This is a genomic window from Janthinobacterium sp. KBS0711, from assembly GCF_000988085.1.
In the GTDB taxonomy this organism is placed as follows: domain Bacteria; phylum Pseudomonadota; class Gammaproteobacteria; order Burkholderiales; family Burkholderiaceae_D; genus Janthinobacterium; species Janthinobacterium lividum_E.
On the sequence record NZ_LBCO01000011.1, the window covers coordinates 56,143 to 79,803 of the forward strand.

General features: G+C 62.2%; 22 protein-coding genes. 14 read left to right on the forward strand and 8 right to left on the reverse strand.

The window, feature by feature from the left end; all coding sequences use genetic code 11:
• Positions 1-2: 2 nt before the first annotated feature.
• The 4 genes from tal (at position 3) to VM94_RS06615 (ending at position 4,574) form a co-directional block, all read left to right on the forward strand.
• The gene (gene tal / locus VM94_RS06600; RefSeq protein WP_046682754.1) at positions 3-953 is read left to right on the forward strand and encodes a transaldolase; all 951 of its coding nucleotides are present in this window, start codon (positions 3-5) and stop codon (positions 951-953) included.
• 55 nt (positions 954-1,008) lie between these two features.
• Complete coding sequence (locus VM94_RS06605; protein ID WP_138829099.1) at positions 1,009-1,944, forward strand: ABC transporter substrate-binding protein; 936 nt, start codon at positions 1,009-1,011, stop codon at positions 1,942-1,944.
• 83 nt (positions 1,945-2,027) lie between these two features.
• Positions 2,028-3,527 carry a sugar ABC transporter ATP-binding protein gene (locus tag VM94_RS06610; protein ID WP_046682755.1) on the forward strand — a complete coding sequence of 500 codons (1,500 nt, stop codon included), beginning with the start codon at positions 2,028-2,030 and terminating at the stop codon, positions 3,525-3,527.
• A gap of 36 nt (positions 3,528-3,563) precedes the next feature.
• The gene (locus VM94_RS06615) at positions 3,564-4,574 is read left to right on the forward strand and encodes an ABC transporter permease subunit (RefSeq protein ID WP_046682756.1); all 1,011 of its coding nucleotides are present in this window, start codon (positions 3,564-3,566) and stop codon (positions 4,572-4,574) included.
• Positions 4,575-4,682: 108 nt separating this feature from the next.
• Here VM94_RS06615 and VM94_RS06620 read toward each other — a convergent pair whose 3' ends face one another.
• Both VM94_RS06620 and VM94_RS06625 read right to left on the reverse strand, forming a co-directional pair.
• Positions 4,683-5,108: a GNAT family N-acetyltransferase gene (locus VM94_RS06620; protein WP_046682757.1), complete on the reverse strand. Its 426-nt coding sequence runs from the start codon at positions 5,106-5,108 to the stop codon at positions 4,683-4,685.
• A gap of 68 nt (positions 5,109-5,176) precedes the next feature.
• Positions 5,177-5,977, reverse strand: a complete 801-nt coding sequence (locus VM94_RS06625) for an AraC family transcriptional regulator (protein WP_046682758.1) — start codon at positions 5,975-5,977, stop codon at positions 5,177-5,179.
• A gap of 125 nt (positions 5,978-6,102) precedes the next feature.
• On the opposite strand from VM94_RS06625, the gene VM94_RS06630 reads away from it, so the two are divergent.
• A complete protein-coding gene (locus tag VM94_RS06630; protein ID WP_046682759.1) occupies positions 6,103-7,299 on the forward strand; it encodes an FAD-dependent oxidoreductase in 1,197 nt (398 codons plus the stop codon).
• Positions 7,300-7,372: 73 nt separating this feature from the next.
• Here the strand turns inward: VM94_RS06630 and VM94_RS06635 are convergent, their stop codons facing one another.
• From VM94_RS06635 to VM94_RS06645, 3 genes are all read right to left on the reverse strand, one after another.
• Positions 7,373-8,371: an NADP-dependent oxidoreductase gene (locus tag VM94_RS06635; RefSeq protein ID WP_046682760.1), complete on the reverse strand. Its 999-nt coding sequence runs from the start codon at positions 8,369-8,371 to the stop codon at positions 7,373-7,375.
• Positions 8,372-8,456: 85 nt separating this feature from the next.
• Positions 8,457-8,759: a Dabb family protein gene (locus VM94_RS06640; RefSeq protein WP_046682761.1), complete on the reverse strand. Its 303-nt coding sequence runs from the start codon at positions 8,757-8,759 to the stop codon at positions 8,457-8,459.
• A gap of 126 nt (positions 8,760-8,885) precedes the next feature.
• A complete protein-coding gene (locus VM94_RS06645; RefSeq protein ID WP_046682762.1) occupies positions 8,886-10,064 on the reverse strand; it encodes an acetyl-CoA C-acyltransferase in 1,179 nt (392 codons plus the stop codon).
• A gap of 230 nt (positions 10,065-10,294) precedes the next feature.
• Between VM94_RS06645 and VM94_RS06650 the strand changes: the two genes are divergently transcribed.
• Positions 10,295-11,995 carry an MFS transporter gene (locus VM94_RS06650; protein WP_046682763.1) on the forward strand — a complete coding sequence of 567 codons (1,701 nt, stop codon included), beginning with the start codon at positions 10,295-10,297 and terminating at the stop codon, positions 11,993-11,995.
• 87 nt (positions 11,996-12,082) lie between these two features.
• On the opposite strand, the gene VM94_RS06655 is transcribed toward VM94_RS06650, so the two are convergent.
• Entirely contained in the window at positions 12,083-12,286 is a 204-nt protein-coding gene (locus VM94_RS06655) for a hypothetical protein (RefSeq protein WP_046682764.1), read from the reverse strand.
• 195 nt (positions 12,287-12,481) lie between these two features.
• Here VM94_RS06655 and VM94_RS06660 point away from each other — a divergent pair, with 195 nt between their 5' ends.
• Positions 12,482-13,231: a nucleotidyltransferase domain-containing protein gene (locus VM94_RS06660; RefSeq protein WP_046682765.1), complete on the forward strand. Its 750-nt coding sequence runs from the start codon at positions 12,482-12,484 to the stop codon at positions 13,229-13,231.
• Here the strand turns inward: VM94_RS06660 and VM94_RS06665 are convergent.
• On the reverse strand, positions 13,228-14,133 hold the full coding sequence (locus VM94_RS06665) for a LysR family transcriptional regulator (RefSeq protein WP_046682766.1): 906 nt from the start codon (positions 14,131-14,133) through the stop codon (positions 13,228-13,230). The two genes, VM94_RS06660 and VM94_RS06665, sit on opposite strands and share 4 nt — an antisense overlap.
• Before the next feature lie 96 nt (positions 14,134-14,229).
• On the opposite strand from VM94_RS06665, the gene VM94_RS06670 reads away from it, so the two are divergent.
• From VM94_RS06670 to VM94_RS27150, 3 genes are all read left to right on the forward strand, one after another.
• The gene (locus tag VM94_RS06670; RefSeq protein WP_046682767.1) at positions 14,230-14,523 is read left to right on the forward strand and encodes a DUF2798 domain-containing protein; all 294 of its coding nucleotides are present in this window, start codon (positions 14,230-14,232) and stop codon (positions 14,521-14,523) included.
• Positions 14,524-14,624: 101 nt separating this feature from the next.
• Complete coding sequence (locus VM94_RS06675; protein WP_046682768.1) at positions 14,625-15,023, forward strand: VOC family protein; 399 nt, start codon at positions 14,625-14,627, stop codon at positions 15,021-15,023.
• Between the two features lie 106 nt (positions 15,024-15,129).
• Entirely contained in the window at positions 15,130-15,978 is an 849-nt protein-coding gene (locus VM94_RS27150) for an alpha/beta fold hydrolase (RefSeq protein WP_052755582.1), read from the forward strand.
• 108 nt (positions 15,979-16,086) lie between these two features.
• Here VM94_RS27150 and VM94_RS06685 read toward each other — a convergent pair whose 3' ends face one another.
• A complete protein-coding gene (locus VM94_RS06685) occupies positions 16,087-18,174 on the reverse strand; it encodes a 3-hydroxyacyl-CoA dehydrogenase NAD-binding domain-containing protein (protein ID WP_046682769.1) in 2,088 nt (695 codons plus the stop codon).
• Positions 18,175-18,794: 620 nt separating this feature from the next.
• Between VM94_RS06685 and VM94_RS06690 the strand changes: the two genes are divergently transcribed.
• From VM94_RS06690 to VM94_RS06705, 4 genes are read left to right on the forward strand one after another with little or no spacing between them, the layout of a single operon-like run.
• Positions 18,795-20,795, forward strand: coding sequence for a methyl-accepting chemotaxis protein (locus VM94_RS06690; protein ID WP_313902978.1), 2,001 nt, complete (start codon positions 18,795-18,797; stop codon positions 20,793-20,795).
• Positions 20,796-20,798: 3 nt separating this feature from the next.
• Positions 20,799-21,623 carry a CheR family methyltransferase gene (locus VM94_RS06695; protein WP_046682770.1) on the forward strand — a complete coding sequence of 275 codons (825 nt, stop codon included), beginning with the start codon at positions 20,799-20,801 and terminating at the stop codon, positions 21,621-21,623.
• On the forward strand, positions 21,620-22,144 hold the full coding sequence (locus VM94_RS06700; protein WP_046682771.1) for a chemotaxis protein CheD: 525 nt from the start codon (positions 21,620-21,622) through the stop codon (positions 22,142-22,144). The genes VM94_RS06695 and VM94_RS06700 overlap by 4 nt, the downstream gene beginning before the upstream one ends.
• Positions 22,131-23,657 carry a chemotaxis protein CheW gene (locus tag VM94_RS06705; protein ID WP_235432865.1) on the forward strand — a complete coding sequence of 509 codons (1,527 nt, stop codon included), beginning with the start codon at positions 22,131-22,133 and terminating at the stop codon, positions 23,655-23,657. The genes VM94_RS06700 and VM94_RS06705 overlap by 14 nt, the downstream gene beginning before the upstream one ends.
• The last annotated feature ends 4 nt before the right edge of the window (positions 23,658-23,661 follow it).

Here is a 23,661-nt window from a genome sequence, read left to right on the forward strand (position 1 = left end):
TAATGAATCAGCTGCAACAACTAAAACAGTACAGCACCGTCGTCGCCGACACGGGCGACTTCCTGCAACTGGCGCGCTTCGCGCCGCAGGACGCCACCACCAATCCGTCGCTGATTTTAAAAGCCGTGCTGCAGCCCGATTACGCGCCTTTGCTGGAAAGCACGGTCGCTGCGCACAAGCATGCATCGCTGGACGATATCGTCGACCAGGTGCTGGTGCGCTTCGGCCTGGAAATTTTGAAGGTCGTGCCGGGCCGCGTATCGACGGAAGTCGATGCCCGTTTGAGCTTTGACCGCGACGCCACCGTGGCCCGCGGGCGCCGCCTGATCGCCCTGTACGAGCAAGCCGGCATTCGTCGCGAGCGCGTGCTGATCAAGGTCGCCGCCACCTGGGAAGGCATCCAGGCGGCGCGCGAGCTGGAAAAAGACGGCATCTTTTGCAACCTGACCCTGCTGTTCGCGTTTTGCCAGGCCGTTGCCTGCGCCGACGCGAAAGTGCGCCTGATTTCGCCATTCGTGGGCCGCATCTACGACTGGCACAAGAAGTCGATGGGTGCGGCATGGGACGAAGCGGCGCGCAGCCTGTCCAATGATCCAGGTGTACAGTCGGTGACGCGCATCTTCAATTACTACAAACAACATGGCATCGCCACGCAAGTGATGGGCGCCAGCTTCCGCAACGTGGGCCAGATCACGGCCCTGTCCGGCTGCGACTTGCTGACCATCAGCCCCGACCTGCTGGCCAAGCTGGAAGCGCTTGACGCCCCGTTCGAGCGCGCCCTGGGCGGCGACCTGGGCGCGGCGCAGCCGGCCGTCACGTATGACGAGGCCGCTTTCCGCTACGCCTTGAACGACGACGCGATGGCCACCGAAAAGCTGGCCGAAGGCATCCGCGGCTTTGCCGTCGATGCGGGCAAGCTGGACGCCATGATCGAGAAATTACGTAATCAATAAGTTTTTCACCCGTAGCACCGTTTGTTTTTCACAATAAAAACCCTTGGAGATCCACATGAAAAAAGTCATTACCGCCTCCCTGCTGTTGTCCGCCGCCTGCGGCGCTTTCGCCGCTGACAAACCGCTGAAATCGATCGGCGTGAGCGTGGGCGACCTGGCCAACCCGTTTTTTGTCGCCATTGGTCGCGGCGCGGAAGAAAGCGCGAAAAAGCTGGGCGGCCCTGGCGTGAAAGTCACCACTGTTTCCAGCAAGTATGACCTGAACACCCAGGTGGACCAGATTGAAAACTTTATTGCCAACAAGACCGACATCATCATCCTGAACGCCGTTGATTCCAAGGGCATCGCCCCTGCCATCAAGAAAGCGCGCAATGCGGGCGTGGTCGTGATCGCCGTCGACGTGGGCGCCGTAGGCGCTTCGGCCACCGTGATGTCCGACAACACCATGGCTGGCGACGTGTCGTGCGCCTACCTGGCCAAGCAGATCGGCGGCAAGGGCAATGTCGTGATCCTCAACGGCCCGCCGGTCACCTCCGTGATCGACCGCGTCAACGGCTGCAAGAAAACCCTGGCCGCGTTCAAGGACATCAAGATCCTGTCCGACAACCAGAACGCCGGCGGCAGCCGCGACGGCGGCATGACCGTGATGTCGAACCTGCTGACGGCCTATCCGAAGATCGACGGCGTGTTCGCCATCAACGATCCTACCGGTATCGGCGCCGAACTGGCGATCAAGCAATCGAAGCGCACGGACGTCAAACTGATCACGGCCGTCGATGGCGCGCCCGATGGCCAGAACGCCCTGAAAAACAAGGCTGGCCTGTTTGCCGCCACCTCGGCGCAAAACCCGTACCGCATGGCGACCGACGCCGTGCAGATGGGCTACGACATCATGAACGGCCGCACGCCGAAACAGACGATGGTGCTGTTGCCGACCCCGGCCATCACCAAGGAAAACGTCGCCACCTATACGGGCTGGGTAAAGAACTGATCTGCCTGACCTGAACCACGTGTTGCCCGCCCCGGCCCCGGCCCAAGGGCGGGCAACAGTTTCAAAAGCAAGGAAGGACAGTCATGAGCGACAATATTATTTTTGAAATGCGCGGCATCGAGAAGCGCTTTGGCGCCACGCGCGCGCTGCGCGGCGTGCACCTGACAGTGCGCAGCGGCGAAATCCATGCCGTGATGGGCGAAAATGGCGCCGGCAAGAGCACCCTGATGAAGATTTTATCCGGCGTCTACACGCCGGACGCGGGCGAGATCATTCTCGACGGCAAGCCGATCCGCATCCGCAACCCGGGCGAGGCACGCGCGCTGGGCATCAACCTGATCTACCAGGAATTGAGCGTGGCCAAGAACATGACGGTGGCGCAGAACGTCTTCATGGGCAGCGAGCCGAAAGGACCGTTCTGGACCGTCAAGGGCGGCGAAATGCGTGCGCGCACGAACGCCATCCTGGCCGACCTCGGTTCCCGTTTCGACGCCGACACCATGGTCTCGACCCTGTCGATCGCCGAGCAGCAGCAGGTGGAAATCGCCCGCGCCCTCGTGCACGAAAGCCGCATCCTGATCATGGACGAGCCCACTGCCGCCCTGTCCGACCGGGAAACAGAACAATTATTCCGCATCATCGAAGAACAGCGCGACAAGGGCCTGGCCGTACTGTACATCAGCCACCGCATGGCCGAAGTGGAACGCCTGGCGCGCCGCATCACGGTGCTGCGCGACGGCGCCTATGTGGGCGAGCTGGGCAAGGATGAACTGGATCAAAAGAAAGTCGTGCAAATGATGGTGGGCCGCCCCGCCGACGACTTTTATTCGCACCAGCGGCGCACCACGCGGGGCGCCGAGCGCTTGCGCGTGGAAGACGTCGGCGGCGGCAAGGTCAAGCCGGCCTCGTTCACCCTGCATGCGGGCGAAGTGACGGGTCTTGCCGGCCTCGTCGGTGCGGGCCGCACGGAACTGGCGCGCCTGATCTTTGGCGCCGACAAGAAACAAACGGGGCAAGTGTGGCTTGATGGCCAGGAAGTGCACATCCACCGGCCGCTGGCAGCCATCCGCCACGGCATCGGCTACCTGCCGGAAGACCGCAAGAGCCTGGGCCTGTTCATGCAATTGTCGGCCATGGAAAACATGTCGATGAATATCCTGTCCAAGCATGCGACGGCGGGCGTGGTCAACCGTGGCGCCCTGACCCAGCTGACGCGCGAGGCGATAGCCAACCTCAACGTGAAAGTGTCGGGACCGGACGGCATCGTGGGCGGCCTGTCCGGCGGTAACCAGCAGAAAGTCTTGCTGGCGCGCTGGCTGGCCATCGCCCCGAAAGTGCTCATCCTCGACGAACCGACGCGCGGCGTGGACGTGGGCGCGAAGAGCGAAATCTACAAGATCATCCACCAGCTGGCGGACGCAGGCACGGCCGTGCTGTGCATTTCCAGCGAACTGGCCGAGCTGGTCGGCATTTGCGACCGCGTGATGGTGATGTGCGAAGGACGCCTGACAGGCGAAGTGACGGGCGACGATATCACGCAGGAGAACATCCTTGCTTATGCCACCCATCTGGAAGCGGCATAAAAATACGCATTAGCATAATTATTCAGGAGAATTAACATGACAACGAGTACCACCAGCGGCGCCGCACGCGCCGGCGAACCCTTCAATGCCTCGAACCTGATGCGCCGCCTGGGCATGCTGCCCGTGCTGGTGGTGCTGTACCTGGCCATGTATGGCCTGACCGTGTACTTCTCGGCCGACGGCACGTCGACGTTCATGACCAGCAATAACACCATGAACATCTTCCGCCAGGTATCGATCAACATCGTGCTGGCATCCGGCATGACCTTCGTCATTCTGACCAGCGGCATCGACCTGTCCGTCGGTTCCGTCTTGGCCGTCTCGGCCGTGGCAGGCATGCTGATGTCGCTGTCGGCCCAGTTCGCCGGCTTTTCGATCCCCACTTTCATCATCGTCGGCCTGCTGCTGGGCGCGCTCAATGGCGTGCTGGTCGCCCTCGTCGGCCTGAACCCCTTCGTGGTGACCCTGGGCACCATGACGGCCCTGCGCGGCGCCGCCTACCTGCTGGCTGACGGCACCAGCGTGCTGAACACGGAAATCCCAAGCTTCGAATGGATGGGTAACGGCAGCTTCCTGGCCGTGCCCTGGCTGATCTGGCTGGCGGCCGCCGTCGTCGTGCTGACGTGGTTCATCCTGCGCAAGACCACCCTGGGCCTGCATATCTACGCTGTCGGAGGCAATATCCAGGCGGCCCGTTTGACCGGTATCAAAGTCGGCCTCGTGCTGATGTTTGTCTACACGATCAGCGGCCTGTTCGCCGGCCTGGGCGGCGCCATGTCGGCCAGCCGTCTGTATGCGGCCAACGGCAACTGGGGCACGGGCTATGAGCTGGACGCCATCGCGGCCGTCGTGCTGGGCGGCACGAGCCTGATGGGCGGCGTGGGTTCCGTCTGGGGCACCGTCATCGGCGCCCTGATCATCGGCGTGATGAACAATGGCTTGACGATTTTGGGCCTGTCGTCGTTCTGGCAGTATGTGGCCAAGGGTGTCGTGATCGTGCTGGCCGTGATTCTGGACAAATGGCGCCAGTCGCACGCGCAGAACTGATTGTGACGTGGTGCGTCGGGTTACGCGCTTTGCGCTAACCCGACCTACCATTGACGTAACAGGTCGGTGTAGGTCGGATTAGGCCGCAGGCCGTAATCCGACAACACCCTAGAACACCAGCCGCATCTCCACATGCGCAATCCCCGCCTCTTCAAATTGTTCCCCCTGCTGCACGAAACCGTGGCGCGCATAGAATGGCGCGGCCACGGTTTGTGCGTTCAGCACCACCGCTGCATCGCCCCGCTCGCGGGCTTTCTCCATCAGCAAGGTCAAAATGGCGCCACCCACGCCCGTGCCGCGGCCCGGCTGGTGCACGGCCATGCGGCCGATGTGGCCGTCTGGCAATAACCGGCCCGTGCCGATGGCGTTGCCGACGGCGTCATAGGCAACGGCGTGCAGGCAGACGGCATCCATGTCGTCGAGTTCGATCTCGGCCGGCACTTTCTGTTCATCGACGAAAACTTCAAAACGGATGGCGGTGGCGTCAGGGCCCAGTGTGGCCCAGTCGCCGAGGCGGATGGTGTGCTTGGTCATGGCATGCGGTAATAAGGGAGGGGCCGCCATTGTCGCACGGCCCGCCACGCCTTGGCAGGTGGTGCGGCTCAAGCGTTCGATTTCAAGTAACGTCCAGGTGTTTCACCGAGTATTTTGCGAAACATGACGACAAAATTGCTCGCGTTCTCGTAGCCCAGGCCCTCTGCGACATGCTGGACCGTGGCGCCCCTGGCCATCCATTGCAAGGCGAGCAGGATATGCAGTTGCCTGCGCCAGCGTCCGAAACTCATGCCGGTTTCCCGGGACACCAGGCGTGACAGCGTGCGCGCACTGATGCCCATCCGCTGCGCCCACGATTCGATGTTGCCTGGATCGGATGGACGCGCCATGATCCACTCGACCAGTTTGCGTAGCCGCTTGTCTGGCGTCAGGGGAAGATGAACCTGACCGGGCTGCGCCAACGCCATTTCGTCGAGAAGCAGTGTCATCACCCGTGACGCCATGCCGCCCTCTTCGTAGCGCATCGGCAATGCCGCTGAACGGATCACCAATTCACGCAGCAGCGGCGTGGTCGACAAGGTGCAGCACTCCCGCGGCAACGCGTCGCCCACCGCAGGATCGACATACACCACGTAACAATCGACCGTGCCGGCCCCATCCATTCGATGTTGTGTGCCGCCTGGTACCCAAATGGCGCTCCCCGGCGGCACCAGCCAGAAGCCGCCGTCGACCTCGCAGGTGAGCACGCCCCGCATCCAGAGCAGGAACTGGCCTTTTCGATGCTGATGAAAATCCTTCTCCTGGCGGCTATCCATCTCACGGCCCACGGCGCCAAGCGTAACCACCGGCCTTGGCACGCAGTCGGGATCTTCCCAGTCGCTGGACGAACCGTCGCTGAAAACAGGCATCGGGCACCTTTCAAGGGTCAGAATCAGTGGCAAGAATTCAATATAACATGACCTGTTGGCTCATTGTGACCAACACGTGGCGCGCCTAACATGGACGCTGACATCACAACCACGAAAGCTGTCACATGGAACAAACGAAGAAAATCCTGATCTGCGGCGGCGGCATCGCCGGCCCTGCGTGTGCCTGGTGGCTGACCAGGTACGGCTATTCCGTGGTGCTCGTCGAAAAGGCCGACGCGCCCAGGGTCGGCGGGCAGAACGTCGATGTGAAGGATGCCGCGCAGCAGGTCATCAAGCGCATGGGTTTGACGGAACAGGTCGAGGCGCACAACACGCTGGAATGCGGACAGAAGTGGCTCGACGCGGCCGGCAAGGTGGTGGCTGTTTTCCCCAAAGGTAGTATCGGCGGACTGACCTGCGATTTTGAAATCCTGCGCGGCGATTTCGCCCGTATTTTGTTCGATGCTACCCACGGCACTTGCGAATACCGTTTTGGCACGTCCGTCAGTGGCGTTGAAGAGATTGAAAATGGCGTGCGGGCAACCTTTGCCGATGGCACGGCAGAGGACTTCGAACTGGTGATCTGCGCCGACGGCGTGAGCTCGCCGACCAGAGACCTGGCGCTGGCCGCTGAAACGCGCATGCGTTACCTCGGCGCCTACATGGCGTTTTTCAACATTCCCCGGCGACCGGAAGACGACTTCTGGGCCTGCTCCGTCAACGGCATAGGCGGGACGATGATCAACCTCAGGCCAGGTGGCTTGACTGAAACTACCGTGCTGACGACCTTTCCAGCCGCTGAGCCTGGCGTGCGGAGTCCGACGGCGCCGTCGCCGCGCGAGACGCTGCGGGCGGCACTGGTGGGCCGGGGCAAGGTGGCCGATCGTATCATCGCCGAGCTTGATAACGTCCAGGAATTCTACTTCGGACCGATGAGCCAGGTGCAAGCTTCCACCTGGTCAAAAAGCCGACTGGTCTTGCTGGGCGATGCGGCGCACTGCCCCACGCCATTCACGGGCAAGGGCACGGCTCTGGCGCTGGTGGGAGCCTACGTGCTGGCGGGGGAAATCAAGAGATGCGCGAGCCACACCCAGGCTTTCGAGGCATACGAACGCATCCTGCGCCCGTATGCCGAGCGTACACAGCGGGAGCTGAGCCCTCGCCTCATCCGCCTCATGCACGTGCGGACGCGCTTCGGCATAGCCATCGCGCATGTACTGCAACGGTGCGTCGGCAGCGCCCTGATCCAGTCGCTGTTGCGACCGAACGCCAAGACCAAGGCGCGCAGGATCGACGAGGATTTCACGCTCCCGATCTATTGAAAGCATTGCTGTGCTACCGGGCGCAGCCGGGCAAGGAACTGGCGGCGCACCCGGTCACTTCAAAACAGCCCGCTTACAACTTCACCAGTTGCTTGCCGAAGTTGCGCCCTTTTAAGAGGCCGATGAAGGCCTCGGGCGCGCTGGCCAGGCCATCGGCCACGGATTCGCGGAATTTCAGCTTGCCCGTCGCCACCAGGCTGCCCAGTTCCGTCAGTCCCTGCGGCCAGAATTCCGGCTGCTCGGAAACGATAAAGCCGCGCACGGTCAGGCGGTTGGTGAGGATCAGGCGCGCATTGTCGAGCGGCGTCGGCTCGCCGTTGTAGCCGGCGATCCAGCCGCACACGGCCACGCGGCCAAACGCATTGGTGCGCGCCAGCGCCGCATCGAAGATGGCGCCGCCCACGTTTTCAAAGATGGCGTCGATGCCGTCGGGCGTGGCCGCCGCCAGATCGGCCTCAAGATTGCCCGCCTTGTAGTCGACGCAGGCGTCAAAACCCAGTTCCTCGACAACATAGCGGCATTTTTCCGCACCGCCCGCGATGCCGACGACACGGCAGCCTTTCAATTTCGCCAACTGGCCCACGACGCTGCCCACGGCGCCGCTGGCGGCCGACACGACCACGGTTTCGCCCGACTTCGGCGCCATGATCTGGTTCAAGCCATACCAGGCCGTCATGCCCGGCATGCCGACGGAACCCAGGTAAGCCGAAGCAGGAATGTGCGTCGTGTCGACCTTGCGCAGCATCGTGCCGTCCGATACGGCCACCTCCGTCCAGCCCAACGTCCCCACGACGGTGTCGCCCACGGCAAACTTCGGATGCTTCGATTCCAGCACCACGCCCACCGTGCCGCCTATCATGGTTTCATCAATCGCCTGCGGCGCCGCATAGCTTTTATTCGCGCTCATGCGCCCGCGCATGTAAGGATCGAGCGACAGGTACTGGTTACGCACCAGCAACTGCCCATCCGTGATGGCGGGAATCTCTTGAGTTTCCAGACGAAAATGTGCCGGCTGCACTTCCTCATTGGAAGCGGGGCGCGAGGCGAGGACGATGCGTTGGTAGGTGGTCATGAATGCTCCTTGTCGATAGGTAGAGTCAGCGAAAGGCTGGGGTCAGACCCGCCGGGTCTGACCCCGGATGTCTGTTGCGTAACGACTAAATCTCATAATCCATACACTGCCGTGCTTCCCGTACCGCCCCAAAAAACGGCTTGATTTTCACGTGCTCGGGATGGTTCTGGTAGGCATCGAGCGCTTCGCGGCTGGCGAACTCGCTGTACAGGACGATGTCGTAGGTCGCTTCCAGGCCCGGCTGGGCCACGGCTGCTTCGAATTTCAGGATGCCGGGCACCAGGTCGGAACAGGAGTCGAGCAGGGTTTTCAGTTTCAATGCGTTCGTGGCGCGGTCGGCGCCCTCGGCGTGGTCTAACAGTTTCCAGAAAACGATGTGCTTGATCATGGCGGCAGGCTGCTTGTTTATTAATGAAGCATTACTGTAACCGCTATCGGCGCGCCTTGCAGGAAGCAGGCGCGCAATGCAAACGGGCGGCCCTGGAAGCCGCCCGCAGACTGGGTTTCATTTAAATCACAGCACTTCGAACAGGCCAGCCGCGCCCTGCCCGCCGCCGATGCACATGGTCACGACCACGTATTTGACGCCACGGCGCTTGCCTTCGATCAAGGCGTGGCCCGTCAGGCGGGCGCCCGACACGCCATACGGGTGGCCGACGGCAATCGCGCCGCCGTTGACGTTCAGGCGGTCCATGGGGATGCCCAGGGTGTCGGCGCAGTACAGCACTTGCACGGCGAACGCTTCGTTGAGTTCCCACAGGCCGATGTCGGCAACAGTCAAGCCCGCCTTTTTCAGCAGTTTCGGAATCGCGTAGACGGGGCCGATGCCCATTTCATCAGGTTCGCAGCCGGCCACGGCAAAGCCGCGGAAGATGCCCAACGGCTGCAAGCCTTTCGCTTCGGCCACTTTCGCATTCATGACGATGGCCATGGACGCGCCATCGGAAAACTGGCTGGCGTTGCCTGCGCTGATGACGCCGCCAGGAATGGCCGGGCGGATCTTCGCCACGCCGTCATACGTCGTGTCGGCACGGATACCTTCATCGGCGACAATCGTCACTTCGCGCGAGACCAGCATGCCGCTGGCCTTGTCGGCCACGCCCATGATGGTGGTCATCGGCACGATTTCCGCGTCGAACAGGCCGGCCGCCTGGGCCGCGGCGGCACGCTGCTGGCTTTGCGCGCCGTAGGCATCCTGGCGCTCGCGCGAAATCTGGTAGCGCTTGGCGACGGTTTCAGCCGTCTGCAGCATGGGCCAGTACACTTCCGGCTTGTGCTGCTGCAGCCAGACCTCTCGGTACATATGCGTATTCATTTCATTTTGTACGCAGGAAATCGATTCCACGCCACCGGCCGCATAGATATCGCCTTCGCCGGCGATGATGCGCTGCGCCGCCAGGGCGATGGCCTGCAAGCCCGATGAGCAGAAACGGTTGACGGTCATGCCGGCCGTCGTGACGGGGCAACCGCCGCGCAGGGCCACCTGGCGCGCGATATTGCCGCCCGTGGCGCCTTCCGGAAAGGCGCAGCCGACCAGCACGTCTTCCACTTCCTCCGCCTCGATGCGCGCGCGCTCGACGGCGGCGGCCAGCACGTGGCCGCCCAGGGTGGCGCCATGCGTCATGTTGAACGCGCCCTTCCAGGACTTGGCCAGGCCCGTGCGGGCGGTCGATACGATGACGGCTTCATTCATGCTGTGTCTCCTTGTGGGAAATATTATGGGGTGAGATATCTGTGGAATGAGAATAGCACATTTAAGTACGGTCGTTCGCAAAGTTCTGCCGAACAGTGATTTGTAAGCTTGGTGTAAGTTTCAAGCAAGCATGACGTAAGGTTCGGAGAACACACTCGCCTCCAGCTGTTGCAAGAATGGTCAAAAAAGACCGCGGCACCAGTTCACTATAAAACATAGGGAGACAAACCATGGCATCACCATCCGGCTCGGCCGACGTACGGAAGACTTCTACCAAGGGAACGCCGATTACGCCCGAGGAACGCAAGGTCATCTTTGCGTCCTCGCTCGGCACCGTTTTTGAATGGTACGATTTTTATCTGTACGGCTCGCTCGCTTCCATCATCGCCAAGCAATTCTTCATCGGCGACCCTACCACCACCTTCATCTTCGCGCTGCTGGCCTTTGCCGCCGGCTTCATCGTGCGTCCATTCGGCGCGCTGGTCTTCGGCCGCCTGGGCGACATGATCGGCCGCAAGTACACCTTCCTGATCACCATTTTGATCATGGGCGGCTCCACCTTCATCGTCGGCTTGCTGCCGGGCCATGCGTCCATCGGCATCGCCGCACCGATCATCCTCGTCATCCTGCGCATCCTGCAAGGCCTGGCGCTGGGCGGTGAATATGGCGGCGCAGCCACCTATGTGGCCGAGCACGCGCCTGAAGGCAAGCGCGGCGCGTTCACGGCGTGGATACAAACGACGGCAACCCTGGGCTTCTTCCTGTCGCTGATGGTCATCCTGGGCACCCGCCTGGCGACCGGCGAGAAGGATTTCGAAGCATGGGGTTGGCGCATTCCCTTCCTCGTCTCCGTCATCCTGCTGGGTATTTCCGTGTGGATCCGCCTGGCCATGAATGAATCGCCGGCGTTTTCCAAGATGAAAGCCGAGGGCAAGACCTCGAAAGCCCCGCTGACGGAAGCGTTCGGCCAGTGGAAAAACCTGAAGATCGTCATCCTGGCCCTGATCGGCCTGACCGCCGGCCAGGCTGTCGTGTGGTACACGGGCCAGTTCTACGCCCTGTTCTTCATGATCCAGACCCTGAAAGTGGACCTGGCAACGGCCAACGTGCTCGTCGCCATCGCCCTGCTGCTGGCCACGCCGTTCTTCCTGTTCTTCGGCAGCCTGTCCGACCGCATCGGCCGCAAGTACATCATCCTCGGCGGCTGCCTGATCGCCGCAGCGACCTACTTCCCGATCTTCAACGGCCTGACCCACTTCGCCAACCCGCAGCTGGAAGCGGCTCTGAAGAACTCGCCAGTGGTGGTGGTGGCCGATCCTGCTTCCTGCCACTTCCAGTTCAACATGACGGGCACGAAGAAATTCCCATCGTCGTGCGACATCGCCACGGGTTTCCTGTCGAACAGCTCGGTGAACTACACGAAGGAAGACGCACCGGCCGGCAGCATCGCCAAGGTGCGCATCGGCACAAAGGAATTTACGTCGTTTAACGCCGTCATGACAGCCGATGGCTTGAACTTCGATGCGGAAAGCAAGGCCCACGAAGCGGCGCTGAAGAAAGAACTGGGCGCCGGCATCAAGGAAGCGGGCTACCCTGCAAAAGCCGATCCGGACCAGATCAACAAGCCGATGGTCGTGTTGCTGCTGTTCATCCTGGTGCTGTACGTGACCATGGTGTATGGCCCGATCGCCGCCATGCTGGTGGAAATGTTCCCGACGCGTATCCGTTACACTTCGATGTCCCTGCCTTACCATATCGGTAACGGCTGGTTCGGCGGCTTGCTGCCGACCACGGCCTTCGCGCTGGTGGCCTTCAAGGGCGATATCTATTACGGCCTGTGGTATCCGATCGTCGTCGCCCTGGCGACTGTCGTGATCGGCACCCTGTTCGTCAAGGAAACGAAGGACAACAACATCTACGCCGACGATTAATCTGAGGCAAACCCCGGTCGCAAGGCCGGGGCCGCAAAGCAAAACGCCGCTGACTGGTCAGCGGCGTTTTTTTATGTGGTTGCAAGCTTACTTGTCGCTCTTGCTCTTTTTCAGCTGGTCGCGCTGCTGCACGTATTCCTGGTAACTGGTCTGGTTGCGCTTGCGGCAAGCGTTGCGGTCGTCGAAATTATTGAGGCTGTTGCAGTACTCGCCGATCTTGTCCCGGTTCGCGTCATACAGTACTTCGCAGCCGGTCATGGCCAGCAAGAAGGGAACGATCAGATATTTCATTGCTACTCTCATGGATAGGGACGGGATTGCGCGAAAAAACACCAGATTGCCCGCTGGATAAGCAAGCAGCTTTATCTTAACGCGATCCCGGCGGAAAGTACAAGCGCTCGGTATTACTAAATGGAAAGGATTCCCGGCGTGCCCGGCACGCCACATGCTATGGTGGAAGTTTCTATCACCGGACTCGTGCCAGGTATGCCGACCATCGCCCCCGCCCCCTGCGGGCCGCTGCACCACCATTTCGACGCCTTGCTGCAAGACGTCTGCGCCAGCCTGGCTAGGCACGCCGGTCACTGGCTCGATGGCATCTACCTGTATGGCAGCATCGCCCGTGGCGACGCCACGCCGGGCATGTCCGATCTCGACCTGACCCTGGTGCTGCGCCAGCCGCCCACGCCACAGCAGGCGGAGGCGCTGGAAGCGCTGCGCCTGGCCTTGCAGGCACGCCACCCGGAAGTACTGAAAATCGATTTCGATATCGGCCACCGGGCCCAGGTGCTGGCGCCCGAGCACCTGTACAGCTGGGGCTACTGGATCAAGCACCAGTGCCGCTGCCTGTGGGGCGACGACCTGGCGCCGCACTTTGCGCCGTTCGCGCCCTCGCGCGCCATTGCCATGGCCGTGAATGGCGACTTTGCCCGGGTGCTAAACGACTATGCGCGGCGCCTCGACGACGAGCGCGACCCTGCCGCCATCGTCCGCCTGCAGCGCGAAGCGTCGCGCAAGCTGATCCGCTCATGCAATATCCTGCGCCAGAATGGCGATCCTTGCTGGCCCGCCAGCCTGGACGAGCATGCGGCGCACTTGCTGCGCCGCTATCCCGCCATGCAGGCGCAGATGGCGTATTTCCTTGCCCAGGCGAGGCCCGGCGCCGCACCAGCCAGCGGCTTTACCCCGGCGTTGCGCCAGTTTACGCAGTGGCTGGTACAGCAACAAACGAGCTAAACGCCAAGCTCCTCGTTCAACAGCGGATTTCCAGCGGCAAACGCCGCCAGGTGTTCGAGCAAGACGCGCACGCGGGCCGGCAGGTAGCGCCGCTGCGTCCACACGGCATATACGTGGCGCGGCTGCGGCATCCAGTCGGGCAAGACGCGCACGAGGCTGCCACTGGCCACTTCGTCGCGGCATTGCAGCAGCGGACACAGCAGGATGCCGATGCCCGCGTCGGCCATCTCCACAGCCAGGCGCATTTCATTGACGCGCAGGCGCGCCTGCGGTTCGATCACCATTTCGGCGCCGTCGCTGGGCCGCCGCAAGCGCCAGGTGCGCAGCGGCTCGGCCACGATCAGCTCGTGCTGTTCCAGTTCCTGCAAGTCGCGCGGCACGCCGGCGCGCGCCAGATAGGCGGGCGCGGCCACCATCACCAGCGAAGCGCTGCCCAGCCGGCGCTGCATCAGCGAGGAATCGTCGAGCGCGCCCACGCGGATGGCCAGGTCGGCGCCGCTGCCCACGAGGTCTTGCAGCAGGTTCGACAGCTCCAGCTCCAGGCGGATATCCGGGTACTTCTGCATGAAGCTGACCCAGGCCGGCGTCAGCAAGCCGCTGGCGAAGTTGACGGGCGCCAGCACGCGGATGCTGCCCGAGACGGCCGACAGGCTGGCGTCGAGCTGCTGCGTCGCCTGCCGCAAGGCATGCACGAGGGGCCGGCACTGCTCGTAGTATTGCCAGCCTTCCGCCGTCGGCTGCAGGCGGCGCGCGCTGCGATTAAGCAAGCGGTAGCCGAGCTGGCTTTCCAGTTTTTGCAGCCGGCGCGTGACGGTCGCGGCGGGCAAGGCTTCCTTGACGGCCGCCGCATGCAGGCTGCCAGCCTCGACAATGGCGACAAACAGGGCTAAATCATCTAACATGATTGCATTTTCGGAATTTGAAATTAAAAATATGGCTCTAGTATAGATTGCTGCAAGTTGTTACGCTGCCATATCTTGATACTTTGAAAGTGCCCCATGTCCGAAGCCCTGCGTTTGCGCTGCGTATTTGCCTTCCTGATGTCGCTGCTCATGACCTTGCTGATGAGCGCCTGGGTCACATGGCTCAATATCGGCCTGCAGGCGGACTTCCTGCCCCGCTGGCGCCATGCCTTCTTTGCCGCCTGGCCCGTGGCCTTCTGCGCCGTGATGCTGTTCGCGCCCCGCGTGCAGCTGATGAGCCGCAGCATCGTGGCCAGGCTCGCGCGTCCGGCGCCAGCCTGCCCCGCCTGCCCGGCAGATGCGCCATGCGCATGCGCCAGCCGCCCTTAACCGGCAGTCGGCCAGCAACAGTATCACTCGGTCACTCCCGCCCACGGCTGCCCTGATCCGGGCTATGCTATGGCCGTCCTTGTCTTTACAGCGGAGTGTCCATGCTCGATCACGTTTCCCTCACCGTCAGCGATCTGGAACGCGCCGAGCGCTTCTATGACGCCATCTTTGCCGCCCTCGCCGTGCCTAAGGTGGGCAGCGACCATGCCCATGCGTGGATAGGTTACGGCGAACGCAGCGATGCGGAGCATCCTGAACGCAGCTATTTTTCCGTGCGCCTGGGCCCGCAGCCAGACGACGCGCCGCGCCGCCATTGCTGCTTCAAGGCCTCCTCGCACGCAGCCGTGGAAGCGTTCTGGCAGGCGGGACTGGCGCACGGCGGCATCGACCTGGGCGCGCCGGGCCTGCGCCACTATCACGCCAGCTATTACGCGGCCTTTTTGTTTGATCCGGACGGCAACCGCATCGAAGCCGTCTGCCATCGCGCCGACGCCGGCTGACAGGACGGGAAACCCGGCTCTGTTCGGCATTTCCACTTCGATACGTTTTGCCTATAATGGCTGTCAAGCCATACCGTCCCCGGTCCGTGCACCAAGAAGGAGATTCATGCATCATCTATTCGTCGGCCGCCCCGCGCGCACCATGCTCCTCTCCAGCGCCGGCCTGCTGCTGGCAGGCTGTTTTACCGGCTGCTCCCTGTTGCCATCCACGCCGGTCACGCCGGGCGTGCCGGCCACCGCCGCCCTGCCCGACGCCAGCATCGCCTATACCCTGAGCGGCCAGAGCGGCTTGCCCGTGGTCTTCCAGTCGGCCATGGGCGACGGCAAGGATGTGTGGGCCAAGGTCGCGCCCGAAGTAGCCCGGCAGCACAGAGTGCTCGTGTACGACCGTCCCGGTTACGGCGACAGCCAGAAAACCACCACGCCACGCGCCCCCTGCACCATCGCCGCCCAGCAGCGCGCCCTGCTGGCGCAAGCGGGCCTGAAGCCGCCGTATGTGCTGGTCGGCCATGGCTTGGGCGGGCTGTACCAGTATGTGTATGCGAGACTGTACCCGCAGGACGTGGCCGGCCTGGTGCTGCTCGATCCCATCCACCCGCAGCAGTGGAACCGCCTGCAACAGGACGCGTCCACCTACGCCATGCTCGTGAAAACGCGGCGTAAACTCATGTTCAACAGTACGGAATCGGCCGAATTCGATGCCCAGACGCAGTGCTTGCAACACGTCGACATGAGCAGTCCGCTGCGCGTGCCCGCCATGCTGCTGGTGCGCGACAAGTTCGGCATCGAGGAAATGGGCTCGTTCGAGAACGTGGTACGGGCCCAGGAAAAGGATTGGCAGCGCCTGTCCGGTGCGCCGGCCATCGAGCGCATCACGGGCGCTGGCTACTACATCCAGAAAGACAACCCCGTCATCGTCAACGAGGCGATCAAGATGGTGGCGAAGAAGAAGTAGTGGTGTCGGATTACGCGGCGATTGAACCCCTTGTCGACGCGTAGGTCGGATTAGCGTGGCGAAGCCGCGCGTAATCCGACAATATCGGGCGTCAACGGCAGCGCCGGATCAGCTATTGAAACCCTTGCCCTCGCCCGCCAGTTTCACCAGCAGCGGCGCCGGCGTCCACGCCTCGCCGTGGCGGCCTTTCGCGTAGCCGGCAATCGTGTCGAGTACGTTAGGCAAGCCGACCGTGTCCGCGTAGAACATGGGGCCGCCGCGGAACAGCGGGAAGCCGTAGCCCGTCAAATACACCATGTCGATGTCCGAGGCGCGCAAGGCGATGCCCTCTTCCAGGATGCGCGCGCCCTCGTTGACGAGCGCATACACGAGGCGTTCGACGATTTCCTGGTCGCTGATCTTGCGCCGCGCCACGCCGATGTCGGCGGAGTGCTGGATAATCATGGCGTTGACCTGCTCCGACGGATAGGCCTTGCGGTCGCCCGGCTTGTAGTCGTACCAGCCGGCGCCCGTCTTCTGGCCAAACCGCCCCAGTTCGCACAGCAAATCGGCCGTCTTCGAATACGTGACGTCCGGCTTTTCCACGTAGCGGCGCTTGCGGATGGCCCAGCCGATATCGTTGCCGGCCAGGTCGCCCATGCGGAACGGGCCCATGGCGAAGCCGAATTTCTCGACCGCCTTGTCGACCTGTTCCGGCAGACAGCCTTCTTCCAGCAGGAAACCGGCTTGGCGGCTGTATTGCTCGATCATGCGGTTGCCGATGAAACCGTCGCACACGCCCGAGACGACGCCCGTCTTCTTCAGCTTTTTCGACAGGGCCAGCGCCGTGGCCAGCACGTCCTTGCCCGTTTCCTTGCCCCGCACGATTTCCAGCAGTTTCATGACGTTCGCCGGACTGAAGAAGTGCGTGCCGACCACGTCCTGCGGCCGCTGGGTGAATGCGGCGATCTTGTCCAGGTCCAAAGTGGACGTGTTCGAGGCGAGGATGGTGCCCGGCTTCATGACGGCGTCGAGCTGCTTGAAGACGGCTTCCTTGACGCCCAGCTCTTCGAAGACGGCTTCGATGACGATGTCGGCCTGCGCAATGTCCGCATAGACTAACGTGCCGCTGACCAGCGCGATGCGCTGCTCGGCCTTCTCTTGCGTCAGCTTGCCCTTCTTCACCGTGTTTTCATAATTCTTGCGGATCGTGGCCAGGCCCTTGTCCAGCGCTTCCTGCTTCGTTTCCAGCAGCATCACGGGAATGCCCGCGTTGGCAAAGTTCATGGCGATGCCGCCGCCCATGGTGCCGGCGCCGACAATGGCCGCGCTGGCGATCGTGCGCACGGGCGTGTCGGCCGGCACGTCGGGCACCTTGCTGGCGACGCGCTCGGCAAAGAAGGCGTGGCGCAGGGCTTTCGATTCCGGCGACTGCACCAGTTGCATGAACAGTTCGCGCTCGTACTTCAAGCCGTCGTCGAATTTCATCGTCACGGCGGCGGCCACGGCATCGACGCATTTGAGCGGTGCGGGGAACGGGCCGGACATGGCTTTGACGGTATTGCGCGAAAACTGCAGGAAAGCTTCGTGGTTCGGGTAATCGACCTTGCGCTCGCGCACTTTCGGCAGCGGACGCACATCGGCCACTTTCGTGGCGAAGGCCACGGCGGCGGCCAGCAAGTCGGCGCCGGGCGCGATGACTTCGTCGAACAGGGCCGTGCCGGCCAGTTTTTCGGATGCGACGGGCGTGCCCGAGACGATCATGTTCAGGGCCATCTCCAGGCCCAGCACACGCGGCAGACGCTGCGTGCCGCCCGCGCCCGGCAAGATGCCGAGTTTGACTTCCGGCAAGGCCATCTGCGCGCCCGGTGCGGCCACGCGGTAGTTGCAACCGAGCGCCAGCTCCAGGCCGCCACCCATGCAGACGCTGTGGATGGCCGCCACGACCGGCTTGGTCGACTGTTCGACGACGTTGATCAGGGTGTGCAGGGTCGGTTCCGTGAGCGCCTTGGGCGAATTGAATTCCTTGATGTCGGCGCCGCCCGAAAAGGCCTTGCCGGCGCCCGTGATGACGATGGCTTTGACGGCCTCGTCCGCCAGCGCCTGGCGGATGCCAGCCACGGCGGCCGTACGCGTCGCCAGGCCCAGGCCATTGACGGGCGGGTTGGCCAGGGTAATGACGGCAACGGCGCCGTTCACTTGATATTCAGCACTCATGTCTCTTCCTTATTGATTTTTGCTCAGCGATGAGGTGGTTGCAAGGGATGAAGCTTCACTATACCGCATAAAAGAACGCTCGTATTATTTTTGTCGTGGCGCGCCCGGCGCCAGCATGCTACGCCATGGTACAACATCGTTTGCGGAAAGATTCTGCTGCAAGCAGCAAGCTATTGTAGAAGCTATCACTTGGATATTCATTTAAATAATAAAACAGCAATAATAATAACGATGTTTTATTATGTAAAAGAATGCGTTTGTTATATGCCGGCATGGGGCAATTGCGACAGTTTTTACATTATTTATTCCCGCCCCTTGTTTTTCGCCAGACGCTGGGGAATAATAAAATTGTTGATTCAAATCAATACTCTACAATTTATCCACGATAAGGCAAACTGCAGGGCAAACACTGGCGGCCGTTGATTGCGCACATTCTCACCGATTATCACCAGATGCCGGCCCATGCAATAACATTCCCGCCTTATAGGGATAGCAGAAAAAATAATAAAAGCAGCCTTATCGCTCCCATTCCTCTTCTCACCCCCGAAGGAAATACTATGGACGCAGCCAGCCATGTCAGCCACTCCCAGGATCTGGACTTACAAGCGATAAACACTGCATTGAACCGTGTCCAGGCCGTCATCGAATTCGAACTCGACGGCACCATCCTGCATGCGAATGACAATTTCCTGCGTGTCGTCGGCTATAGCCTGGCCGAGGTGCAAGGCAAGCACCATGCCATCTTTTGCGATCCCGACTACGTCAAAACAGCCGAATACGCCAACTTCTGGACCAAGCTGGGACGCGGTGAATTCGACCAGGGCGAATACAAGCGCCGCGCCAGGGATGGCCGCGAAGTGTGGATCAACGCTTCCTACAACCCCATCCTCGACGCGGACGGCAAACCGTATAAAGTCATCAAGTTCGCCACCGACATTACGGCAAGCAAGCGCCGCAATGCCGATTACGAAGGCAAGATCGACGCCATCAGCAAGGCGCAGGCCGTGATCGAGTTCCAGCTTGACGGCACCGTCATCCGCGCCAACGACAACTTCCTCAAGTCCGTCGGCTACACTCTGGACGAGATCGCAGGCAAGCACCACCGCATGTTTTGCGAACCCGAGTACGCCAAGAGCGAGGAATACGCGCAATTCTGGCACAAGCTGGGACAAGGCCAGTTCGATGCGGGCGAATACAAGCGCGTCACCAAGGACGGCCGCGAAATCTGGCTCAACGCTTCGTACAACCCCATCTTTGACGCGGAAGGCCGGCCCTTCAAGGTGGTCAAGTTCGCCAGCGACGTGACGGCCCTGAAAAAGCGCAACGCCGAATACGAAGGCAAGGTCAGCGCCATCGGCAAGGCGCAGGCCGTGATCGAATTCGATATGCAGGGCAAGGTGCTGGACGCGAACGACAATTTCCTCACCGTCATGGACTACGACTTGAGCGATATCCAGGGTGAGCACCACCGCATGTTCTGCGAGCCCGAGTATGCCGGCAGCGCCGAGTACAAGAAATTCTGGCAAAAGCTCAACCGGGGCGAATTCGACGCGGGCCGCTACAAGCGCCTGGGCAACCATGGCAAGGTGGTGTGGATACAGGCCACCTACAACCCCATCCTGGACTTGAACGGCAAGCCGTATAAAGTAGTCAAGTTCGCCATCGACATCACGGACCAGGTGAACCTGGAAAACAGCATCCAGGCCAAGGCCGCCAACGACAGCCGCAAGGTCAATGCCCTGCTCGACTCGGTGGCGCGCGCGGCGCAAGGCGACCTGACTTGCAATATCGTGCCCGAAGGCAGCGAGCCGATCGATTTGCTGGCCGGCGGCATCAGCAAGATGATCGTCGACTTGCGCGGCGTGATCGGCAACGTGGTCTCGGCGGCCAACGGCTTTGCCGACGCCTCGAACGCCATCGCCGAACGGGCCACGGGCGTGGCCGTGGGCACGCAGGCGCTGGGCGCCACGGTGGAAGAAATGAACGCGTCCATCGACGGCCTGACGTTTTCCATCAATTCCATCGCGGAAAACACCTCGAACGCCGATTCCCTGGCGAAAGCCACGCAGCAGGAGGCGGAAGCGGGCGCGCGCGCCGTCGCCAAGTCGATCGAAGCGATGGACTTGATCAACCGCTCGTCGGAAGACATCGGCGAGATCGTCAAGGTCATCAGCGAGATCGCCAACCAGACGAATATGCTGGCCTTCAATGCGGCCATCGAGGCGGCGCGCGCGGGCGAGCACGGCCTGGGCTTTTCCGTCGTTGCCGACGAAGTGCGCAAGCTGGCCGAGCGCTCGTCGCAGGCGACCAAGGAAATTTCCAAGCTGATCAACGAATCCGTCAAGCGCGTTTCCACCGGCAGCGAGATTTCGCGCCAGGCCAGCGACGCCTTCGACAAGATCGTCTCGGGCGTGGCGAAGACCACCCTGGCCATTTCCGATATCTCGAAGGCGGCCAACGAACAGCTGCTGACGGCGCGCGAAGTGTCGACGGCCATCCAGTACATCGCTGAGGAAACGGAAAAGTCGGCCGCCAACTGCGACAGCATCGCCCGCTCGACGGATGGGCTGAACGAGCGTGCGGGCAGCCTGAACCAGACTGTCTCCGGCTTCGTGGTGTAAGCCATGAGCCACGCGGCCACCTTGACGCCCGAGGTGCTGACGACCCTGATCGCGCTGGTGCGCCAGCATACGGGGATCGCCATGACGGCGCGCAAGAGCGTCTTGCTGGAACGGCGCTTGCAGCCACGGCTGCAGGCGCTGTCCCTGCACAGCTACCAGGCTTACCTGGAGCGCGTGGCCAGCGACCGCGACGAGGTGGCCCACTTCATCGACCTGGTGACCACCAACGACACCCTGTTCTTCCGCACGCCGCAAATCTGGGATTACTTCCGCGACCGCTACCTGCCCGCCTGGGCCCGCGCCCATCCGGGCGATTGCCTGGCCATCTGGTCGGCGGCGGCCGCCAGCGGCGAGGAACTGTATTCGATCGCCATGCTGTGCGAACAATTCAAGCTGCAAGTGCCGTCTTTCCGCTACCAGATCCTGGCCAGCGACATTTCGCAGCAGATCCTGGGTGCGGCGCGGGCCGGCCAGTACAGCGGCCGCTCCGTCGAGCGTATCCGTTTGTCGCACCCGGACTTGCTGCGCAAATATTTCACGCCAGCACCGTATGGCGTCACGGTCAACGAGGAATTGCGGCAACACGTCAGCTTTGCCCAGCATAACCTGCTCGAAGCGCTGCGCCCGGCGCGGCAGTTCGACCTGGTATTCCTGCGCAATGTGCTCATCTATTTCGATGCCGAGCACCAGGAAACCGTTCTGCGCCAGGCAAGGCTCAGCCTCAAGGACGAAGGCCGGCTGATCCTGGGCGAATCGGAAACCATCGCCCGCCTCGGCACCGGCTATCAATTCGAGTTTCCCATGATTTACAAGGCGGGTACCGCATGAGCATCATCATCGACCATCACCTGCCGCTGCACCATGTCGGCATGGGTCAACTGAGCGTGGGCACGCATGGCGAGCAGCTGCAAGCGCTCCTCGGCTCCTGCATCGGCATCGGCTTCATCTGGAAGAACGGCCCATGCTGCGGCCTGGCCCATTGTTTGCTGCCGGAAGCGCCGGGCGCCGACAGCGCCATTGGCGCTCGCTATGTAAGCCAGGCCGTGCCCTCGTTGCTGCGCCTGATGGGCGTGCGGCAAGCCGACTACGCCGACATCGAAGTGGTGCTGGCGGGCGGCGCCAGCATGTTTGGCCCGCGCAACGGACGCCTGCAAGTGGGCCGGCAAAACGCGGAAGCGGCGCAAAAGTACCTGGACCAGTGCGGCTTGCACGTCAGCTTTTGCGCGCTGGGCGGCCGCCACGGACGCCAGTTGCTGATCGATTGCGCCAATCACAGCTACGCCGTCACCGATGTCGTGGCGCCACCCGAATTGATTCCACGCAAGGAAGGCGTATATGGATATGCATGAAGCGACGGGCTTGCAAGCGCAGGCCAGCGGAGAAACGGCCACCGAGCTGTTTGGTTCCTTCCACCTGGGCGACGATGAATTCGCCCTGCCCGCCAGCTGCATCCGCGAAGTGGTGAACTATCCCGCGAAAGTCACGGCCCTGCCCCTGTCGCCCGCGTATCTGGAAGGCATGTTTACCTTGCGCGGCAGCGTCATTCCGGTGGTCAACCTGGGCCGCTTGTTCCGCGCCGATGCGCCGCGCGCCGTGGCCACGGACAAGATCGCCATTCTCGACTTCCAGCAAGTGTTGATCGGCATCGTCTTCCAGGATACGGGCGAAATCCTGCGCGTGCCCGCCAGCGCCCGCAGCGCCCTGCAATATGCGGCCGGCGACAGCCACGCCGTCATCGCCGGCACGATCTTGCTCGATGGCGGCGCGCGCCTGCTGCAAGTGCTCGACCCGCATGCCCTGCTGCGTATTGAAAACGTGCCCCATGTGCTGGCCCTGCAGGCGACGGGCGCCAAGCTGAGCACGGCCCGCTACCATGCGCAAAGCGAACGCCGCCAGTGCGTCAGCTTCCATGCGGCCGGCGCCACGTTTGCCTTTGAAATGCTGGCCATCCAGGAAATCATCCGGGTGCCGGAACTGCACAGTTCCCTGCTGAACAGCGAACTGTGTCTGGGCCGCATGCATTTTCGCGGCAGCCAGGTGGCCGTCGTCGATTTCGGCGCCCTGCTGCAGGCGCCCGGCTCCGGCACGGCGGCCACTGGCGACCAGCGCATCATCGTCGTGCGCCTCGATGACACAACCGTGGGCTTCCTCGTCGACTCCGTCGACAGCATCGTGCATTTCTTTGGCGACGAGGTGTTGCCGATTCCCCTGCTGAGCAAGGCGCGCGCCGCCATGTTTGCCGGCTGCATCACGAAAGAAGGCCTGGGCGACGTCATTTTCCTCGACCACAAGGGCATCCTGTCACAGGCCGAGATCGTCGAGATGCGCGACGGCCACGCGCGCCTGTATCCGGCCGACACGGACGCGAACACGGCCGCCACCCGCAAGGCGCCGCGCCGCGTCTACATCACGTTTACCGTGGAAACCCGCTTCGCCGTGGAAATCGGGCAAGTGCGTGAAATCATCGATTTCAGCGGCGCCATCACGACGCCGCCGGGCATGCCGGCCTGCATGCGCGGCATGCTCAACTTGCGCCAGCAAATGATCAGCATCATCGATTTGCGCCAGCTGTACGCCATGCCCGCCTTGCCGGACGCCAGCGCCGGCAAGATTCTGATCGTGGAACGGGGCGCAGAGCGCTACGGCTTTCTCGTCGACCACGTCGACAACATCATGACCATTTCCGACAGCCAGCGCTTCGCGGCGCCGCAAATCATCCGCACGGGAGAACATGAGGACCTGCGCAGCGAAATGGATGAAATGATCGATATCGGCACGGATGCGCAGCGCCAGACCCTGTCCGTCTTCCAGTGCGACCATCTGCTGGAAAAACTGGGGGCGGCGCTGCCGCAGGCTGCCTAGGCTG

Coding starts and splice junctions, on each gene's coding strand:
- tal (WP_046682754.1), top strand. CDS start 3: ATGAATCAGCTGCAACAACTAAAACAGTACAGCACCGTCGTCGCCGAC.
- VM94_RS06605 (WP_138829099.1), top strand. CDS start 1,009: ATGAAAAAAGTCATTACCGCCTCCCTGCTGTTGTCCGCCGCCTGCGGC.
- VM94_RS06610 (WP_046682755.1), top strand. CDS start 2,028: ATGAGCGACAATATTATTTTTGAAATGCGCGGCATCGAGAAGCGCTTT.
- VM94_RS06615 (WP_046682756.1), top strand. CDS start 3,564: ATGACAACGAGTACCACCAGCGGCGCCGCACGCGCCGGCGAACCCTTC.
- VM94_RS06620 (WP_046682757.1), bottom strand. CDS start 5,108: ATGACCAAGCACACCATCCGCCTCGGCGACTGGGCCACACTGGGCCCT.
- VM94_RS06625 (WP_046682758.1), bottom strand. CDS start 5,977: ATGCCTGTTTTCAGCGACGGTTCGTCCAGCGACTGGGAAGATCCCGAC.
- VM94_RS06630 (WP_046682759.1), top strand. CDS start 6,103: ATGGAACAAACGAAGAAAATCCTGATCTGCGGCGGCGGCATCGCCGGC.
- VM94_RS06635 (WP_046682760.1), bottom strand. CDS start 8,371: ATGACCACCTACCAACGCATCGTCCTCGCCTCGCGCCCCGCTTCCAAT.
- VM94_RS06640 (WP_046682761.1), bottom strand. CDS start 8,759: ATGATCAAGCACATCGTTTTCTGGAAACTGTTAGACCACGCCGAGGGC.
- VM94_RS06645 (WP_046682762.1), bottom strand. CDS start 10,064: ATGAATGAAGCCGTCATCGTATCGACCGCCCGCACGGGCCTGGCCAAG.
- VM94_RS06650 (WP_046682763.1), top strand. CDS start 10,295: ATGGCATCACCATCCGGCTCGGCCGACGTACGGAAGACTTCTACCAAG.
- VM94_RS06655 (WP_046682764.1), bottom strand. CDS start 12,286: ATGAAATATCTGATCGTTCCCTTCTTGCTGGCCATGACCGGCTGCGAA.
- VM94_RS06660 (WP_046682765.1), top strand. CDS start 12,482: ATGCCGACCATCGCCCCCGCCCCCTGCGGGCCGCTGCACCACCATTTC.
- VM94_RS06665 (WP_046682766.1), bottom strand. CDS start 14,133: ATGTTAGATGATTTAGCCCTGTTTGTCGCCATTGTCGAGGCTGGCAGC.
- VM94_RS06670 (WP_046682767.1), top strand. CDS start 14,230: ATGTCCGAAGCCCTGCGTTTGCGCTGCGTATTTGCCTTCCTGATGTCG.
- VM94_RS06675 (WP_046682768.1), top strand. CDS start 14,625: ATGCTCGATCACGTTTCCCTCACCGTCAGCGATCTGGAACGCGCCGAG.
- VM94_RS27150 (WP_052755582.1), top strand. CDS start 15,130: ATGCATCATCTATTCGTCGGCCGCCCCGCGCGCACCATGCTCCTCTCC.
- VM94_RS06685 (WP_046682769.1), bottom strand. CDS start 18,174: ATGAGTGCTGAATATCAAGTGAACGGCGCCGTTGCCGTCATTACCCTG.
- VM94_RS06695 (WP_046682770.1), top strand. CDS start 20,799: ATGAGCCACGCGGCCACCTTGACGCCCGAGGTGCTGACGACCCTGATC.
- VM94_RS06700 (WP_046682771.1), top strand. CDS start 21,620: ATGAGCATCATCATCGACCATCACCTGCCGCTGCACCATGTCGGCATG.
- VM94_RS06705 (WP_235432865.1), top strand. CDS start 22,131: ATGGATATGCATGAAGCGACGGGCTTGCAAGCGCAGGCCAGCGGAGAA.